The following is an 18,000-nucleotide window of genomic DNA, read 5'->3' on the forward strand; positions in this document are numbered from 1 at the left end:
CTTCGACAAGCAAGCGCGTGCTCTACTTCGACAACATCCGCGTGGGCAACGAGCGGGCCTCTTTTAATGAAATGTCGTCTTCTGGCAGCAACACAGTAGTGTCGCAGCCAACTACGACTACATTACCGACTACAACTACTTCACCGACTACAACTACAACACCTACTACAAGCTCTTCTCAGGTAGGTGGTATAACGTTGGTTAATGCAGGTACAGAGAAAGACGTATTGAAGCTGACAAGTGGTGCTACATTGAGCTTTAGCGCTTTGGGTACTACTAAGTTTAACTTCCGCGCAGACCTGAACGCCGGCGTAGGCAGCGTGAAGTTCGAGTTAAAAGGCGCCATGAGCCGCACCTACACCGACAACGCCGCACCGCATGCCCTGTTCGGTGACGACGGAAGAGGCAACTACTATTTTGGTAACGCGACCATGCCAACGGGCAGCTATACCCTGACCGCCACGCCTTACTCTGGCAGCAATGGCTCTGGCACGGCGGGCACCCCGGTAACGTATACTTTCACTATTAAGAGCTAGTAGATTACATACTGCCTCTTGCAGGCACCACTAATGAAGAGCAGCTGGCCCAATGGTCAGCTGCTCTTTTTTTATGACCTGTTCTAAGCAAATTTTGAGTACAGCCGAAGACTCATTATGCTAATGTTATAGGCTGTGTGCTGTGTTAGCAAGTAAATTTTTGATCTGGTAATATACTAAGAGCAACTCAAAATTTAGATAGCTAAGCTAAAGGCTTTAGTCATCATGCTATTAACTCGTCGAAGTGACATTGATTTGAAAAATAAACTGTCTCTTTTCAAGAGACAAATTCCATTGACACTTAAATAATGTCTATTCCCTAATAAAACAGAAAAGTTAACGCCGCTTTTTGTTCAATTAAGTATAATAAATATATAATTTAAAATAAGGGTCGAAAATTTAAATTATTTGCAGTGTAACATTTTTTCTGTAATTACTTATATATAATTAAAGCACCGAATAAGTTTATCAATTGATTTTTTGAGGCTTAATGGTATTTGAACTTTTACACTACTGGACCTATGGAAAAAAACTACACTTACACACCCACAAAGCACCCCTATTCACGCTTTTTATCGCACAACGAAAGAAAACGACATAGTAAGTCTACATAATAATTAAAGATCGGTGATGTCGGCTAATAGTGCGGCTGGTAAAAATAATTACTTGCCATAGTAGTTAAGGTATACCCGCTTCAAAATACGCATCGCTTATAAAGTTTATCCGAATTCCTGTGGAGAAATCATCCTGCGTGTATGTTGCTCATTTGATTTTAAAGATTATGATTAAATCGAAACAAAGACTTCCCATGCTCTACCTCGGAGGGGATATGCTTACTATCGTTCTTATATCTTGCATCGCTTTCTATTTTATTAATGATAAAGAGTATCAGCAAACCGCATGGATAGTGTTAGTTGTTACTGTGTTCGCGTGGACCTTGATTAGTTACTGGATTAGGTTGCAGGACTCTGATCTGTATAGTAAGGTTAACTTGCGAGTGGTAAACTACATTAAAACTTATATCCTGCTGATTGGTATTGTGGTCGCCCTTTATACCTTCTTTCCACTATCAGGAGAGACTAAAAACATAGTGGCAGCTATTGTCCTTGGTATTCCCATTATAGGTATACCTGTAAACCTGCTTGTAGTAAATACGATTGAACATTTGCGCAATAGTAATAGCGGAACTAAATACACGCTGGTAGCAGGTGTTGGAGATATGGCCGGTAATGTCGAGAAACACCTCCAACGCCACAATGGATCCCACTCTAAACTGAAAGGTTTTATCGATTGTAAAAAGGAGGAATGTGTGGTGCCCCAAGATAGGGTAGTGGGTGATTTGGATACTATAAACGAATACCTTAAAACTAATTCTGTAGATGAGATCGTCATTGCTATACCTGTCAAAGTTTCCAAGAAAGTGAAGAGTATAATCGCAGCTGCAGATTATCATGGCGTGCGTGTAAAGTATATTCCTGATTATAGGGGACTGTTCGGAGATAGCTACAAGATGACCAGGTATGGTGAACTGGATGCTATTAACGTGAGGCAACTCCCATTGGATGAAGACTATGCCTTCTTTCTGAAAAACAGCTTCGATAAGATTTTCTCAGCCTCTGCGCTTCTGGCACTCTTCCCTTTGTTTGTGGTGCTGGCTATTATGATCAAGCTTGAATCACCTGGTCCTGTGTTTTACTGTCCTATCAGAATTGGAAAAGGTGGAAAACCATTTAAAGTGTTCAAGTTCAGAAGTATGCGTGAAAATGATGCTGCAACTGGCGGAACAATGTCTACTCAAGTAAACGACCCCAGAATAACCAAGTTAGGAAGTGTTCTCAGAAAGTATAGCCTCGATGAATTGCCTCAGTTTATGAATGTATTGCTAGGTGATATGAGTGTAGTCGGGCCGCGACCTCACAGAGGCTTCCTAAACCAGAAGTTGCAGGAAAGCGTTGATAAGTATATGATCCGACACTACTTCAAACCTGGTATCACAGGCTGGGCTCAGGTAAATGGCTGGCGAGGTCCAACTGAAACTGATGAACAACGCAAGCAAAGAACAATGCATGATCTTTGGTATATGGAAAAGTGGTCTTTCGGACTTGATATCAAAATAATCTATAGAACCATTTTCAGTAGAAAGACACATAAAAGTGCTTACTGAATAACATTCAGCACTAAGGTTGAATTAGTGAGGCGAAAAGAATACATGATGAGGGGCTATGGGGTTGTGGTAATGGGTATTGTTGGTCTGTTTGGGTGGGGCGTCCTATGGTTTGGAAACTTATACCCTTCATTTTCGCTGCAGCCAGACTACATGAGCATTACAGATTTGCGATACCAAGTGGACCGGATAAGTGCCAATTCAAGGAACGCATTTTGGCAAACGCTGGAGGAGCGGCCTCTAGAAGATTATCTGCTTTTTGAAGAAACATTTGAGGGCATCGAGCCTCTCTCTACAACTGTAAACCTGCAGACTGACTCAGAACACGGCTTCCATGTCGTCACTGATCCGGTAAACAAAAAAAACAAGGCTGCTCGATTTGAACTGCGCGCATCAGACCCGATGGTCCATCGGGGAAAACGGTCTGAGTTGTTTGTATTAGATAGGGTAACACAGAAAGAAATTTGGTACAGTTTTGCCGTGCTTTTCCCTGAGAGTGGCTACACTCCGGATTCTTCCAATGAACTGATTAGCCAATGGCACCAGGAAGGGAGTCCCCCCATTTCGTTACGTACAGTAGACGACATTATTTACCTCCGGGTGCGTCACAGCACCCAATCGGATAAGTGGAAGGTTATGGATGTGGCTCCTCTAACAAAGGATGTCTGGCATGAGTTTGTCTTTCATATCATTCACTCTGCGGGTGCGGACGCATTGATAGAGGTATGGCATAATGGCCAGAAGTGTGTGACTTATAAAGGGCCTAATCATTTCGAAGATAAAAAAATGCCCTATTGGAAAGTTGGCGTCTACAAAGCGAAATGGAATAATAATAGAACTGCATCAGATACAAGAGTTATTTATTTTGATAATATCAGAGTAGGGAATGAGTTGGCTTCATTTGAAACGATGCAGCCTTTCGAGGAATTAGAATGACAAGATATCAATTTATAGAACGAAAGAATAAGGGCTAATTCTCGGTATTAGCCATGGCTCTCTGCTCATTGTAAGGAGCGGAATACTTTTTGCAATTAATCTATCTACTAACAGCATTACGGTAATTTCTATGGAACTAAGTGCCAGAAACGTATTCACTTGGCTGTTGGCAAACCTGCTGATAATGTGCGGATTTGTAAACAGGGCTAAAAAACGGGCGATGAGAGGAGATCACATTTTATCGATGTACTTTCATGATCCTTCCAAAAAAGAGTTCGAAGCTTGTATCAAATGGTTAAAAAGTAATGGATTTACGTTTCTGAGTCCAGAGGATTTACATAATATCATAACCGAAGACCTTGCAATGCCAAAAGGGGCGGTACTCATGACGGCAGATGATGGTTGGAAAGGGAATGAATCAAATTTGGTAGCTGTGGCAGAAAAATACCAGGTGCCGATTACCATCTTTGTATCTACAGAGGCCGTGGAAGAAGGTGCCTACTGGTGGGCGTACCTTGAGAAGGCTAAGGACCTCAACATCTCTATACCTCCTAAGTCTTCTTTAAAACTGATCATGAATGACAAGCGTGCCGCTCTTATCAATGAAATAAAACGTCGGACTAAGGTGGATAGACAGGCGATGACGATCAATCAGATTAGACAGATCTCTGAATCGAAGTATGTTACTTTAGGGGGACACACACATACACATCCGATCTTAGTTAATTGTAGAACAGAACAACTATACAACGAACTGCATGTTTCGAAACAAAAGTTAGAGGCCTGGACAGGTAAAGAGATAAAATACTTTGCGTATCCTAATGGAGATTTTGGGGAACGTGAGATGCGCGCACTGAGTGAACTTGGGTATAAGCTAGCATTCTCGAGTGAGCCCCGTCAGACAAGTAGAGCTGATTTAAGGAACACTTACTGTTTGCCACGGTTTGGGCTGTTGGAAGGGGCATCGCTGGCAGAGAACATCTGCCGTATGACAGGTGTCTGGAAACCTCTGATGCTGAAATTTAGATTACCGGAATTAGCTAAGGACGAGAATACCTCGATGGAGACTCCGGTATACAGGAGAAGAGAGAGTACAAAATTGTTGACCTCCTGAGTAATCAACCTCTAAAAAAGGTATAGTTGATTCTAAAATAAAGATGCTAGTGTACACTAGCATCTTTATTTTGCGCGCCGGAGAAATTTAACCTGAAAATACAGCAGTGACTATTTATTGGATAGTTTCTATCGGCTGGTGTATTGTACTGGAGTCCAGCTTTAGCTCATCTTGCAAGAACTTAATTGATTTCGCTCTTTCATACGCCAGAATATCATTCACTTTGCGCCAGTCGATTGTCTCCAAAATAAGTTTCCTTTTTATATTGGTGATATCTGTGATAAGTCTTTCTTCTAGACCAAATAATTGTAGGAGCGACTCAAATCGTGTTATTCCTCTTCGTTCGTTACCAATCGCCAAAAAGGGCTTATTGAACAAAATAGATAAAGCGCAGCCGTGGAAGGAATCAGTAATCACAAACTCTGCATCGCGAATCCCCCTTAGCCATTTCGTGATTGGAGGAAAAATACAGTTCTGTATCTCCTTTCTGTTCTCTATGGTAAATGGCTTGATTTGCATCTCACTCAAAAGAGTTAGGTTAAGCTCATTAGCAACATTGTGGATAAAGCAGTCTTTCTCTGCATCTCTATCAAGTACATAGGTCATTAATGTTCCTTCTATTTTCGGCTCATTCTCCTGCTGTATCAACATAGAATAATCTTGGGGCTCCAGAAGCAAAGTAGGGTCCAGCACGCGTATTGCTTCGACTCCTAAGTTTTCATAGCACAACGCAACCCCGGTGGTTTCCCTTACTGAAACGGTGTCGAACTTCTTGATTAAAGTAGAACACTTTTCTGTTTCCTGTCTAGTAAATTCCCAGTCCGAAACACCAAATGATGCCGCATAGGCAATTCTCTTTATCTTCTTTTTATCATCAAGGAAGTCTAAGAAAAAATTCGTGATATTGGGTGAGTATTTCGGTCGCCATACCTGGTCGCTTCCCACCACATATGCATCGAAATCTTCCTTCTGAAGCATATACATGCTATCATCTGAGTCTATTAATGACGTAATTGGACTTATATATTTATCTGTGAAGTATGCAGTGTGTTTACCAATCTTTAGTTTTTCCTTTCGTGTTGGATATTGAATGACAAAGTCCTTATTATTGAGTATATGACCCTGTATGAAGACCTCTGCATAAGATTTTAACTCTTTGAGCAGGCCTCTCCTGTTATATTTCCTGTTTATTATCCAGGCATCATGGCCAAAGCTCTTTATGGTTTTCTGCAGTGCATACGCCTGAAGCAGCCCCCCATAATTATTATGCAAGGGTTGGGTTAGGATACCTACTTTTCTGTATTGTTTAACTTCCACCTCTTTCAGTCTAAGTATTTGCGTATCTTCTGATTTAATTTGGTAACTACCTTCAAGGTCAGCAGGTCTTTCCTCATTCTTGAATCAAAACTTGCTGCACCAGGGTATTGCGACCAGAATAACAGGCTGTTTGCCCGTACCTTTAACCTAATTGTTTGAACAAGCTTGCTCGGGTATGAGATGTCTTCAGCAACAAATCTTTTAGGAGGAATAATGTCTCCTTGGTCTGTAGCTTTTTTTATTCTGAATGGTTGCGCCTTTTGTCTGTGGTTGAAACTTCCACTTTGCGACTTAAGAAACTCCTCAAGTGGCATCAGGTGTATGTTCAATTTCCCTTGCGCTAAAGTTGTCTGTATAAGCTTATCGGCAGCTGCTGATCGTGTTACAATGACACTTGTGCCGGCACCGTCCTTAGCATAAGGATGTATCCAGGCGTCACCTAAGGAGATGTCGGCCAGTTCCGTGGTAACATCATCACAAAAATCGCAAGCTTTAGCTTTAAATAAGCCGGTCCCCCACATGTCTCCGACGTTCTTCATTTTTATCTGTTTCTCTATGCATGTATGGGCTTCTATACAGCCGAATGAATAGTCATAGGCTGTAGAAGAAAGATCTTTGATTCTATAGGCAGGGCTTTTGAAATTGCCATCTTCTATTCCTGATTTTGAGGCGAGGTAGTCCGTGAAAAAAGAACTTTTTAACCCGCCACAAATGATACCAACTAAGAATTTTATTTTTTGCCTGAGCTCGGGGTGGTGGTATTGAGCAAGTCTAATAGCTTTAATAAAGCACGCGACACCGGAAATAGCTACTACACCAGGCAGATCAATTATTTTAGGTAGCACTGTTGCTAAAGTAACGGGATAATATTTGGTTTTAGATGCCTGCAATAATTCCTCCTTGGTGCTACTGATAGCATATTCATAGAAATTAGTTGAGGATTCTCTGACAGAGATTATGTGATTAATCTCTCCGCTTTCTAATAGTGAAGCGAAAACAAGAGTTGCTATACCTCCAGAGGAAGACCTGCTTCTAAAATCAGCAGAGTAGCCTGCGTAAATTTTGTTATACCTCCCAATATTTCGATGATAATTAGGAGCATCCTGCAGGAAGAGGGATGCTATTTCATCTTCTGTTCTAACTTCGCTAACAGGCTTTGGATTGAAAGGACATAGCGCTAAATCATATTTTGAAAGAGAAGCGTTTTCTTTTAAATGAGGAACCAGAAAACCATTTTCATTCCACTTCATCTCTATCACATCCTCGTGCATATAAGTACACATGCCACAGCCTACACACAACTCATTAGCCAAGACAGTGTTAATTGCATTCTCTTTCATTTATAGAGTTATTAATATGTTTTAAATCCCATGGAGCGTAAAGACTATTGTCATATTAGAGAACTATCTTAATATTAGTTAACAACAGCTCGTAGGCTGGAGCTTATTATTATTGTAAGCCATTATAGTAAAGTATTGCCTTTGAGAGCACCTTTCTGACAGGTACCAAGATGAGTTCTCTCTCATAATTGTTAAGCCCTATCCACCAGGTTGCATTCACATACATGATACTGAATATAAGAACCTTGATGGACAGAGATAAAAAGGTATATTCATTGTTGATCATATTAAGAATAATTCCAACTAGAACTACAGCCGTGACTGGAAGCGCCATAGAGCCTATTTCTTTCCAGAAGCGCGGAATATCGATAAGCACCCGCTTATAGTAGTAGATATTCATGACGATTATATTCCCCACAATCAGGGACACAGAAGTCCCAATAGCACAGCCTAGCCCACCATATAACTTTGCTAGTGGAATGCTGATGGCCAGGCTTGACGTAGCCACCAAAATGTAAACCAAGGACCGAAATTTATGCTGATTCCTCGCCTGTAGAATGGAAATGCCTAAGGTTTGGATCAAAGGCACGGTAAGTGGGATCATCAACAGTACAGCAATCAGATAGGCATCGGCGTAGTCAGCGCCGGCCCAAAGCACAATAAAAGTTTTTCCGAAAAGAATGAACACACTCAGCACAAATGCCATCACGATAAACTGTAATCTGCCTGTACGGATAAAGAGTTCGGACACTTCTTTATCAGGCGTGTTGCGTGCGACCATGGCCGTTACTTTAGGTAAGAATACACCAGAAATGGCCGTAGAAAGACTCATATAGTACATCTGCAGTTGCACGGCAATGGCATAAATGGCCACTACAGCTGTACCTGCTACAACACCAAGCACAAGCTGGCCAGTGCTCCAATAAATCTTGTCAACTACTACGCCTAGAAATATAAAGAAAGAGTAAGTTGAAATTCCTTTTAACATATTCCACTCCATCTTTTCGAAATACAGTTTAATTTTCAGTTTTGTAAAACAGTACCAACCATTTATGAGCAGACTGATAATGTTTAACAGTGTGATGACTATAACAATACCAATGGCTTTGTAACCCATCAGGAGCAGTGGAATCATTAGGCAGGGCGAGATTAATGCCCGCACAATATTGACCATCTTTTGGAACACATAGTTTTCATAAGCTACTATGATCGAACCAAAAATACTGAGCGGAAACGTTGCAGCAAGGTTGAAGATCAACAGTACCACCATGATGCGCGCTTTATCCAACTCTGCGGATGATAGGGCGTTGCCAAACAGGACCTCAACGTTGTAGTATAGTAAGGTGCCAGCTATTATGACGAGCACACTGATGCCGCAGTACAAGGCCAGAAACATACCAAACAAAGCATACTGTTCTTGTTGCTTGTTCTGCGCTCTGTATTTTGCGGTATAGCGAACTACTGCATTTCCCAATCCCAGATCCAGAACGGTAAGGTAGGCAACCACAGAGGCTACCAGGGAGTAAAGACCAAACTCAGACTTACCCAGCATCCGCAACATGAAAGGTGTAAAAAGCAAGCCTACCAGATTGTTTATACCGATAGAGGCATACGACAGCAAAGCGCCTGCTTTTAATTGATTGATAGCCATAGCCAAAGTAAAGGGTATAGAGTTATACCTACTGCTAAGCAGGCAATGGGGTAGTATGTTGGTTTAGTACGGCTTCTGGTTGAGGCATTTGATCCTGCTGATGCTGATCTATAAATGTCCTGAACCATAACTCGAGGTGTACCCATTTCCAGATTTCTTTTGCAATATTAGTTTTACCTGAGAGGTGCTCTTTATACTTTCGCATGGCGACCTCTGGGTTAATCAGGTTGCGCTCTCTGAAAGAGTTGCTGTTTAGGACTCCTTCCACAATCTTCTGCCACGCAGGTTCTCTGAACCATTCGTCCTGTGGTGTGCCAAAGCCGATCTTATCCTGCCGCAACCTGATCTTTTCGGGGAGCATACCCTTCATTGCCTCTCTGAGTATAAATTTGGTGATTCCATGGCGTATAGCCCAGTTATCTGAACTGGCCAGCGTCTTTTCAACCAGACGATAGTCCAGAAAAGGAACTCTTGCCTCGAGGGAAAAATGCATAGAGTTCAGGTCCTCCCATTTAAGCAAGTGCTCCAACTTATTTTCGAAATGGTCCAATAGGGCATCTTTCAGCGAGTTGGAGCCATACAGGTTACCGGCTATACCGTTTGATTGACTATATCTTTCAATAAAAGCATTCTGCAGATACCCTTTCTCGCCAACCCTGATTTTTGTTCGCATACCCTCGGGTAAAAGGAAGTAGGCGAACGATTTAAATCCATAGAGGCTACGGTGATTTTTTAGGTAGTAATACATCTCGCTGACCAGCCTTCCAATCCGGCCTGATCGAAGCAAATCTTTAAAGTAAAAGCCGAAAAAGTAATGATAGCCGGCTAACTCTTCGTCGGCTCCCTGTCCATCCAGAGTAACCACTACGTTATCCTTAGCCAGTTCCATTACCTTGTACTGGGCATAGGGTGAGGTGGAGGGAATAGGCTCCGCATGAGTCTTTATGAACTGCATCAGATCTTTTTCCAGCGTTTCTGCATTGGGATAGGTATAATGCATATGCTTGAGCAGCGGTCTGTACTCATCAATAAACTGCTTCTCATCACCCGTTTGGCCATTTTGATAGACGGCTGAGAATGTGTTTAAATCCTTTTTGTGATAGCCGTTGAGTAAGACAGAGGTGATACTGGAAGAGTCGAGACCACCGCTCAGACAGACCCCAACAGGCACATCGCTTCTGAGTCGCAACCCAACTGCTGAAGTGAACAGACCTTTGTATTCTTCCGGGCTCTTGAATTTTTCTGCTTTCGCTACCCTTTCTCTCAGATCGTACCAGCGGCTGATTTTAACGTTTTTGCCACGCACGGTAAGCTTCATGCCGTGCTGCAGTTTTTTAACCTCATCAAAAAAGGTAGCCTCAGACTGGTCTGTCCTGTTAAAGGCCAAGTAGTCGAATATACTCTGGTAGTTTGGTTCTGGCTTCCTATTGAGCAGGCCAAGTAGGGGTGGGATCTCGGAGCAAAAGGCAAAGTAGTCTGTTGTGTGTATATAATAGAAAGGCTTGATGCCATACCTGTCCCTGGAAGCGAAAATCGTTTTGGTCAAGCGGTCATAGATCGCGAAAGCCCACATACCATTGAAGTGGTTCATGCAATCTTCGCCCCAATGAATGTAAGCGTTTAGTAAAACCTCTGTGTCTGTTTTCGTTTTAAACTCTACTCCCAGCCGCTGCAGTTTTTCACGCAATTCCACATAGTTGAAGATTTCCCCGTTGAATTCCAGTACGTAGCGTCCATCGGCAGAAACCATCGGTTGATGGCCGTCAAGCGAAAGATCAATTATACTCAGCCGGACAAAACCAAAGCCTACCTCATCTTCTATAAATATCCCATCATCGTCAGGGCCTCGATGTTTCATGTGCTGCATCATATCCCGCAAAGCAGACTCTTTGGGCGTTTCCTGATTAAAATTGATAATACCAGCTATTCCACACATGTCATTTTAAGGGTTTATTGTTGGAAACTCTATTCTATATATTGTTTGAAGCAGTTAAGGATGGGTACAATGACTCTAAACCCCTACATACAACTTTATCAGCCGCATTTGCGATGGCATAAATGGGCCAGAATTCTGTTGTATCAAGGTTAGCCACGACAGCCCGGGTAAAGACTTCTATTTGTGCCTTATTTGATAAAGAACAATAAAAACTATGTAGGATAGCTCCCCGCTCAGGTATTTCCAGTTTGGATAGCGAAGCTGGTTTGGAGGACCTAGGGTCACTTAACCAGGCATAACCTAACAAATCTCCGTTCTCCTGCCACGTGTACACGTGCTGACCGGATTCAAGCCTGCGCATCGCATCCATCAGAAATTCCCACTTTGAAATAAGGGTGGCAGTAGGGGTATAGCATAGCAAGTCCCTCAATTCATTTTTTTTGACTGCTATAAGCTGATCCTGATCCTGACCCTTGACAGGCTGCACGACGAATGCCCGAGTCTCACCAGTTTTACCTAAGCCACCGATATACTTTTTGAATAGCTGGGGAAGATTCCTTCTTTTGATTAGCTTGACTTTTTCTTTCACAACAGCTGCCTGATGGCTCATCTGCTTGAGTTGATGCGGTGCCATACCTAGCCTCGGTAGCGTGTTTTTAAGGTACTCAGTTAAGTTATACTTTTGCTTCTTGTTGCGAATGTTAGCTTTATTGCCAAAGGTCAACTCAGTCGCATGTGTAAAGTCTGTAGCAAGATTCTCCTTGTATGAATCGCTGCCCGGCGTCAGGTCAAAGACACTTATCCCTTCTTCTGCCAGCATCACACCAAGCATCAAAAAGTGGAGAATACCGGGAGAGTGCTTTGCTTGCATCGGTGAGTGGGTATTAATGCCCTGCAGATGCACCCAGTTTTTACCAGTCACACTAGCATTGGAAGCTATGACGTTGTCGTCAACTTTCAGGAGCGTGACATGCAGCAACCCATTTTTAAAGAGCTCTTTCAGAAACTCTTTTCGAAAGCAGTCCTCCTGAAATGCGCGCTTGTTGTACATTGCTCCTTTTCTGAAATCACTCTGAATGGCGAGTTCATCCAGGACTGAATAAAATTCCTGCTCATCGGTAATTCTGACGAAAGCTAACTCGCCCTGTCGTTTCAAACGATTCAGTTTCTCCCTTCTGTTTTTCTTCCTCAGTTCTTGTGAAAGATTCTCTTTATTTAAACTGAGCAGAGGTTGCTTAACTGATCGCCAAAAGCATTTTTTTTGCCAATATGGGTCTGTTTTGAGCCATTGCAAGGGCGTGTTTGCCGGCGCGAATTTGATGCTTATCTCTGATTGTGGAAATTTATCGAACAGATCAGTCAAAGCCTGCTTTATAAAAACTGTGCTATCTTGTTCACTGGCAAGCCATACCTGATACTCTGCTTGGTTTGCCCCGGCTCCTACAAGATGGCCGATATTGTCACGCGCTAGTGTTAAAAGTCCGCTGAGCTTTTCGCCATTATATGCTAGTGCCAGAACAGGTAGGTAAGTTGTGATGTAAGACTGGTACCAGGTACTCACAAAAGCTCTGCTTTGAAAGACAGTTGACCAAGGGCAGGAGGTATAGAGTGTGTCCCACTGCAACTGGAAATCAGGCTCGGTAAGCAATGCCAACGCTTCTTTTCCAATCAGGATTTCAACAACATCTACTTGCTGGTTAGTAGCTTTCTGTAGCAGTGTATTCATAGGCGAACTGGCGTTAGTTAACTTTTTATAAAGACTGTGCCGTGGCAAATTTTCTGTTATAAGCTTCCTGTTGAGCTTTTCTGGTCTTAATGCCACACAATGCAGCTTCTGTTGGGCTAGTGACCAGGTATAGCGGCTCACCCGGCCGGTTACTTTCAATTTCTGCACTGACCGTTTCCAGAAACATCGGCAGTTTTACTTTGTAATCAGACTGGAAATAGAGACCATGCAGCACCGCACCAACTTTTGGATATTCAAGGTTCGCAGCGTATGGATTTTCCTTTTTAGTATTGCTGCTTAACCAAATACAAGCTTTCAAAGTATTATTTTCAGTGTAGGTAAATACCTGTTCACCGAGTTCTAGTCTGCACATGGCTTCTGCCAAAAATTCCCATCGGGTTTTTAAACCATGACCTGCATTAAAGTTGAGTAAATCTTTTATACTGTTCCGGCTTATATTTACATACGTATCTTTTGAAAGTATTTTAGCTTTATTAGTGTTTATTTTATATATTTTTTCTTTCTTTCTAGCAATTGAAATCCTCACTGCTTCTTTTATCCACGTATTGAATCCTTGCTGTTTAAAGAGATGCCATTTTGCTGTTAGTAGCTTTTTGTTTTTCTTGAGCTTGACCCTTAACATTTTATAATCAATGCCAACTTTTGACATTTTCTCAATTACGAGCCTTTTAGTTGAGTTTGGGACTTTTAAAATGGACTTAGACTTGCAATAGATCATGAGTCCATATACTCGGTCCTCAGAATTGGCTATTCTCTGTTTATATGTCTGATCTCCCGTAGATAAATCAAGCATTTTGTGCCCCCCGTCTGCCAACTGCTGAGCCAGCAATATGAAGCTTGTAAATCCGGGAGAGTAGGCGGCGAAAGTAGGGGCATGAGTATTAATGCCAACCCCATGAACCCATTTGTCTTTACCGATGGTAGCTATGAGAGAAGCTACGACTTTGTCATTCAGCTTCAGTACGGCTACATGGAGCATTTTCATTTTGAAGAGCTCCATTAAAAATTCTTTTTTGTAAGGGTCAGATCTGAATGGCAGTATGTTGAGTGTGGCGCCTTTCCTAAAATCAAACTGGTCCATCATCTCATCAAACATGTCAGACAATCGATCTATGCAGGTGATGTGTTCAAAAGTGACCTCACCTAGACGTTTAAGGCGGTTACGGTTTTCCTTAAACTGCTTTTTGGTGTATAGTTTTGGCAGTTCGGGATGAGTTAGGTCAATCAGTGGACGATCATATGATTTCAGAACAGCGAAATCTTTCCACTCTTTATCGGTTTCAAGCCATTGGAGAGGTGTATGCTGTGGAAGCTGGAACAGGTTGATGTTATATCCTGGAAAATGTTCGCGTACCTTATGAAGCGCCGCCTTAATAAACGATTCTTTATTATACTCCTCAGCCAACCAAGTGTGATAATAAGCGTCAGATGCGCCGGTTCCAGTTATTTCAAGTTTCTGAAGGCTCATACAGAGATTCAGTATAGCTGTCAGCTTATTCCCTTTGTAAGCTGTGATTAAGATGGGAATGTAATTTTTTTTATACAGCTTGTACCATGTATTGGTGTAAGTAGCGGCTTGAAACACAGTAGCCCAATAGCATGATTGATAAAGAGTATCCCACTCAGTTTGAAATTTTTCATCAGAAAGTAGTTTTAGGACCCCTTCTCCCACGCTTAACTCGATCTTATCTTCTACTCCAGGGTATAGAATATTACTTTCTTTGTCGGTATAAGTGCCTTTCATACAAAAATGATTAGGGTTAAATTTTTAACTGGAGCTTAGCGCTTTCTTTAAAGAAGGGTCAGGCTTTCAAACTGATTTAAAACCTGATCTGATGAGTAATTCACTATTTGGCTTATGCACAGCATATAACTTAGGTTCATGAGTCTCCTGGTCTATCAATGCTGTAACATGTTCCAGGAACTGCTCAAACCGTTCACTAGCCTCAGGATGGCAGTAAAAGTGCATTAAAGCAGGTATATTAGTTTGGGCTAACTGTTCAGAGCTTGTAAAATCAGTATAACTAAACCAGGCACAGGCCATCAGACGACCTCCTTCTACCCAGGTATAAGCGTGATGCCCCAATTCAAAAAGCCGCATTGTATTCTCCAGAAATTCCCAACGGGTCAGCTCTGCGTCTTTTTCAAAATCCAGCATATCGTTTAAGCTGTTCTTTTTTATGTGCAGTGCTGAAAGAGGAGGTCCTTCACCTAAGTTCTTAGTGTACAAATGATCAAGCGCACGACCCTTATCACTTCTTAAAAGCTGTCTGATTGCATTTGTATAGCCTGTTTTTTTGGCGGAATTGAGACGGTTCTTTAACAGGTATACTTGTTTTTTGATCTGAAGCTCTACAGTCATGGGGCGTCTGCCGGTTCTGACCAGGTAGTCCTGCAGTTCTTTTTTGATCCTCCTTTTAAGACGGAAGCCCTTGTGGCTTGATATAAGCAGCCCGTATACCTGATCATGACTTGTAGCCAAACGTTCTTTGTATGTGTCTCCACCAGGTGTGAGGTCAAATACATCGACTCCTTCATGGGCCAGGAGCTGTCCTAAGTTGAGGAAATGCAGGATGCCGGGAGAATGTTTGGCATAAAATGGGGAGTGGGTGTTAATGCCCTGCAGGTATACCCAACCACGATCCGCTACTGCTACCATAGAGCCAATGATATCTTCATCAACTTTCAGCAACGTGACATGGAGGAGCTTATGTCTAAACAACTCCTTCATGAATTCGCCTTTCAGTGGTTTATCTCTGAATTGGTTTTTATTGAAAAGGCCTCCTTGCCTAAAGTCAAATTGTAGAGTAATCTCCGGTAAAACAGACTCAAACACCTGCTGTTCAGTCACTCTCTCAAACCTGACAGTTCCTATTTTCTTTAAACGATTGAGTTTGGTCTTATACTGATTAGTGATACGGAAGGCTTTCTCAGCTAAGGGGCTTTTTATTTCAAGTAAGGGTCGCTTAAAGGCCTGTTTCACGCAAAGCTTTCTCCATTTGTGATCATGGTCGAGCCATGCCAGCGGTATATGCGGAGGGAGGAACCGGAACATAATTCTTGCTTTCGGGTAGTGCTGCAAGAGTTTCGTGAGCGCGGATGTGATAAAGTAGTCGCTGGTCTCAGGCTCCGCAATCCAGCACTGGTACTCTGCCTCGTACTCGCCAGCTCCCACAAATCTTACACTGCCCTGTTTGCTTTCTGCATTGACTCTGTCTGAGGCAGGAATCGCCATAGCCAGTAATCCAGTCAACCTGCCATCTTGCTCGCACTTGAGTAGTACTGGAGTGTAATCTTTTTTGAACACGAGATACCACGTTGCAATAAACTCCCAACTTTGGAAAGCCGTAGCCCATGCACAACTGGTATATAAGGTGTGCCAGGCTTCCTTAAATGCGGGATCGTCCAACAGTCTGTATACCTGATCCCCTACTAGTAAGTCAACTTGATTTGGCTGCCCAATGAGGGGAGGCATATCGACTGCACTAAATACATTTTCCATCAGCTTGTTGTGTTATAAATCGTGTAACAAGTTGAGCTGCATTGGCTCAAACAAGGGTGAGGAGTGAGCATAATCGCTAGAGGGGTTGGTCTGTCATAACCCGGAAACCGGAATGCTTCACAGCCTTAAGAAGCGATTTGTCCTGAACAGGCATAGTCAAGTATAATTGCACACTTGAGAGAGTAGAATCAATATCTGAGGCGACAGCTGCTAGAAATTGCTTAAGCTTAGCAACTGCTGAAGGGTGCACATAAAGATCTTGCAGATAGAGTGATAGGTCGTCTGCTGTTTTTGAGGCTTCAGATGATTCGGCGACAGGCATGCTTTGCCATACGCAAAACACCAAAGTGCCCTGTTCAGCGATAGTATAAACTTGCGCTCCCTGCTCTAATCTTCGCATGGCGTTCTCCAGAAATTCCCAGCGGGTGCGCCCACTCCTCTGCATCTGATAATCAAGTAGATTGCTGAGACTATTCTTGTTGACAGAAATACTGCTGCTTAATTTCTTCAGATCTAGAGTAGTTTGATATACTCTCTCCTGGTCATTGGCCCATAACTTTCTCACACTCCGGGCTATCTCGTAGGTAAGGCCGCGCTCCTTTACAAAGTATAGCTTTCTTTTCAGGCTGAGTTCAACTGACATGGTTCTAACTCCCATCTCGGTCATGCGCTGGAATAATAGCTTTCTGAGTTGCCGTTTTAGGAAATAGAGTTTGGAATTAGTAGCAACCAGGATGTGTACCTGATCATGTTGTGTGGCTAGTCGGTCCTTGTAAGGATCTCCGCCGGGTGTCAGGTCAAAGGAACTGATACCTTCATTAACGAATTGTTGCGAAAGCATCAGGAAGTGCACGTAGCCTGGGGAGTAACTGGCAAAAAGCGGTGAATGAAAATTGATTCCACCTAAATTTGCCTTGTTCTTGCTTATCAAAGCAGCTACGGAGGCAACTGTTTCATTTCCGGCCTTCAGTACCGTAACATGGAGCAGTTTGCGCCTGAACAAAGCAATCAGGAAATCTTTGTTGACCGGGTCATTTCGGAAAGGGTTTTTGTTAAACATTGCCCCTTGACGAAAGTCATATAAAACGGCCAACTCATCTAGATTGTCACTAAAGGCGACTCCATCAGTTAGTTTTGTAAACTCGCCGATCTGCTGTAAACGGCTTACCCTTTTCCTGTCTCTCCGGGAGACCGAAAAGTCAGACATCACTACAATCGGACGAGTTAAAGGGTAAAGGATGCAGGAGCGTTGCCAGCGTGGTCTACTCTTAACCCACTCTGTGGGGGTACCTGGTGGTAGGTGGCGCAGCATCAAATCTGTGGATGGATATTTACGCATCAAGACCTCCAAGGCGTTACCTATAAATGAATTGCCATTACTGTCAGTGGCCAGCCAGGTTTGGTAATCGGCCTCATGATGTCCTGCGCCAACAATGAACATCCTGCTATTTGATTTTCGGAGAGGTAAGGCTAATGTAAGCAGGCCAGTTAGTTCCCCCTTTGTCTTCTCTTGTATCAGAATAGGTTGGTAGGCGTGACGGTAAAGGCTGTACCAAGTAATGACAAATTCAGGACTTTGAAATACAGTAGCCCAATGGCAGGAATGATAAAGTGAATCCCATTCAGCCAAAAATGAGCATTCCTCCAGTAGCTGCATCACTCTTTCACCGGACAATAGCTCTAATTTCTTTTCACTATGTCCAATCTGTAAATTTTCGTAGGCAACTTCCTCAATCATGATCTCGCTAGTCAAGGGT

Annotated in this window: 11 protein-coding genes and 1 pseudogene; 4 read left to right on the forward strand and 8 right to left on the reverse strand. The window is 42.7% G+C overall.

Features of this window, described 5'->3' with window-relative positions; translation table 11 throughout:
- The 4 genes and pseudogenes from L1278_RS09870 to L1278_RS09885 all read left to right on the forward strand — a co-directional run.
- A pseudogene (locus L1278_RS09870) lies at positions 1 to 536 on the forward strand (hypothetical protein); the annotation flags it as partial.
- Between the two features lie 733 nt (positions 537 to 1,269).
- The gene (locus L1278_RS09875) at positions 1,270 to 2,700 is read left to right on the forward strand and encodes an undecaprenyl-phosphate glucose phosphotransferase (RefSeq protein ID WP_253403362.1); all 1,431 of its coding nucleotides are present in this window, start codon (positions 1,270 to 1,272) and stop codon (positions 2,698 to 2,700) included.
- Positions 2,701 to 2,853: 153 nt separating this feature from the next.
- A complete protein-coding gene (locus L1278_RS09880; RefSeq protein ID WP_253403365.1) occupies positions 2,854 to 3,636 on the forward strand; it encodes a polysaccharide lyase in 783 nt (260 codons plus the stop codon).
- A 130-nt stretch (positions 3,637 to 3,766) separates the two neighbouring features.
- The gene (locus L1278_RS09885) at positions 3,767 to 4,750 is read left to right on the forward strand and encodes a polysaccharide deacetylase family protein (protein WP_253403367.1); all 984 of its coding nucleotides are present in this window, start codon (positions 3,767 to 3,769) and stop codon (positions 4,748 to 4,750) included.
- Between the two features lie 114 nt (positions 4,751 to 4,864).
- Here L1278_RS09885 and L1278_RS09890 read toward each other — a convergent pair whose 3' ends face one another.
- The 8 genes from L1278_RS09890 to L1278_RS09925 all read right to left on the reverse strand — a co-directional run bounded on the left by L1278_RS09890 (position 4,865) and on the right by L1278_RS09925 (position 17,981).
- A complete protein-coding gene (locus L1278_RS09890; protein WP_253403369.1) occupies positions 4,865 to 6,067 on the reverse strand; it encodes a polysaccharide pyruvyl transferase family protein in 1,203 nt (400 codons plus the stop codon).
- A 5-nt stretch (positions 6,068 to 6,072) separates the two neighbouring features.
- Positions 6,073 to 7,407 carry a Coenzyme F420 hydrogenase/dehydrogenase, beta subunit C-terminal domain gene (locus tag L1278_RS09895; protein WP_253403371.1) on the reverse strand — a complete coding sequence of 445 codons (1,335 nt, stop codon included), beginning with the start codon at positions 7,405 to 7,407 and terminating at the stop codon, positions 6,073 to 6,075.
- A 109-nt stretch (positions 7,408 to 7,516) separates the two neighbouring features.
- Positions 7,517 to 9,058 carry an oligosaccharide flippase family protein gene (locus L1278_RS09900; protein ID WP_253403373.1) on the reverse strand — a complete coding sequence of 514 codons (1,542 nt, stop codon included), beginning with the start codon at positions 9,056 to 9,058 and terminating at the stop codon, positions 7,517 to 7,519.
- A 34-nt stretch (positions 9,059 to 9,092) separates the two neighbouring features.
- Positions 9,093 to 10,994 (reverse strand): asparagine synthase (glutamine-hydrolyzing), encoded by a 1,902-nt coding sequence (gene asnB / locus L1278_RS09905; RefSeq protein ID WP_253403399.1) that lies wholly within the window; start codon positions 10,992 to 10,994, stop codon positions 9,093 to 9,095.
- A gap of 34 nt (positions 10,995 to 11,028) precedes the next feature.
- Positions 11,029 to 12,720, reverse strand: a complete 1,692-nt coding sequence (locus L1278_RS09910; RefSeq protein ID WP_253403401.1) for a GNAT family N-acetyltransferase — start codon at positions 12,718 to 12,720, stop codon at positions 11,029 to 11,031.
- A gap of 25 nt (positions 12,721 to 12,745) precedes the next feature.
- Positions 12,746 to 14,485, reverse strand: a complete 1,740-nt coding sequence (locus L1278_RS09915) for a GNAT family N-acetyltransferase (RefSeq protein WP_253403403.1) — start codon at positions 14,483 to 14,485, stop codon at positions 12,746 to 12,748.
- Between the two features lie 66 nt (positions 14,486 to 14,551).
- On the reverse strand, positions 14,552 to 16,243 hold the full coding sequence (locus L1278_RS09920) for a GNAT family N-acetyltransferase (RefSeq protein WP_253403405.1): 1,692 nt from the start codon (positions 16,241 to 16,243) through the stop codon (positions 14,552 to 14,554).
- A 76-nt stretch (positions 16,244 to 16,319) separates the two neighbouring features.
- Entirely contained in the window at positions 16,320 to 17,981 is a 1,662-nt protein-coding gene (locus L1278_RS09925) for a GNAT family N-acetyltransferase (RefSeq protein WP_253403407.1), read from the reverse strand.
- Positions 17,982 to 18,000: the final 19 nt, after the last annotated feature.

The organism is Pontibacter sp. HSC-36F09, assembly GCF_024171605.1.
Classification (GTDB): Bacteria; Bacteroidota; Bacteroidia; order Cytophagales; family Hymenobacteraceae; genus Pontibacter.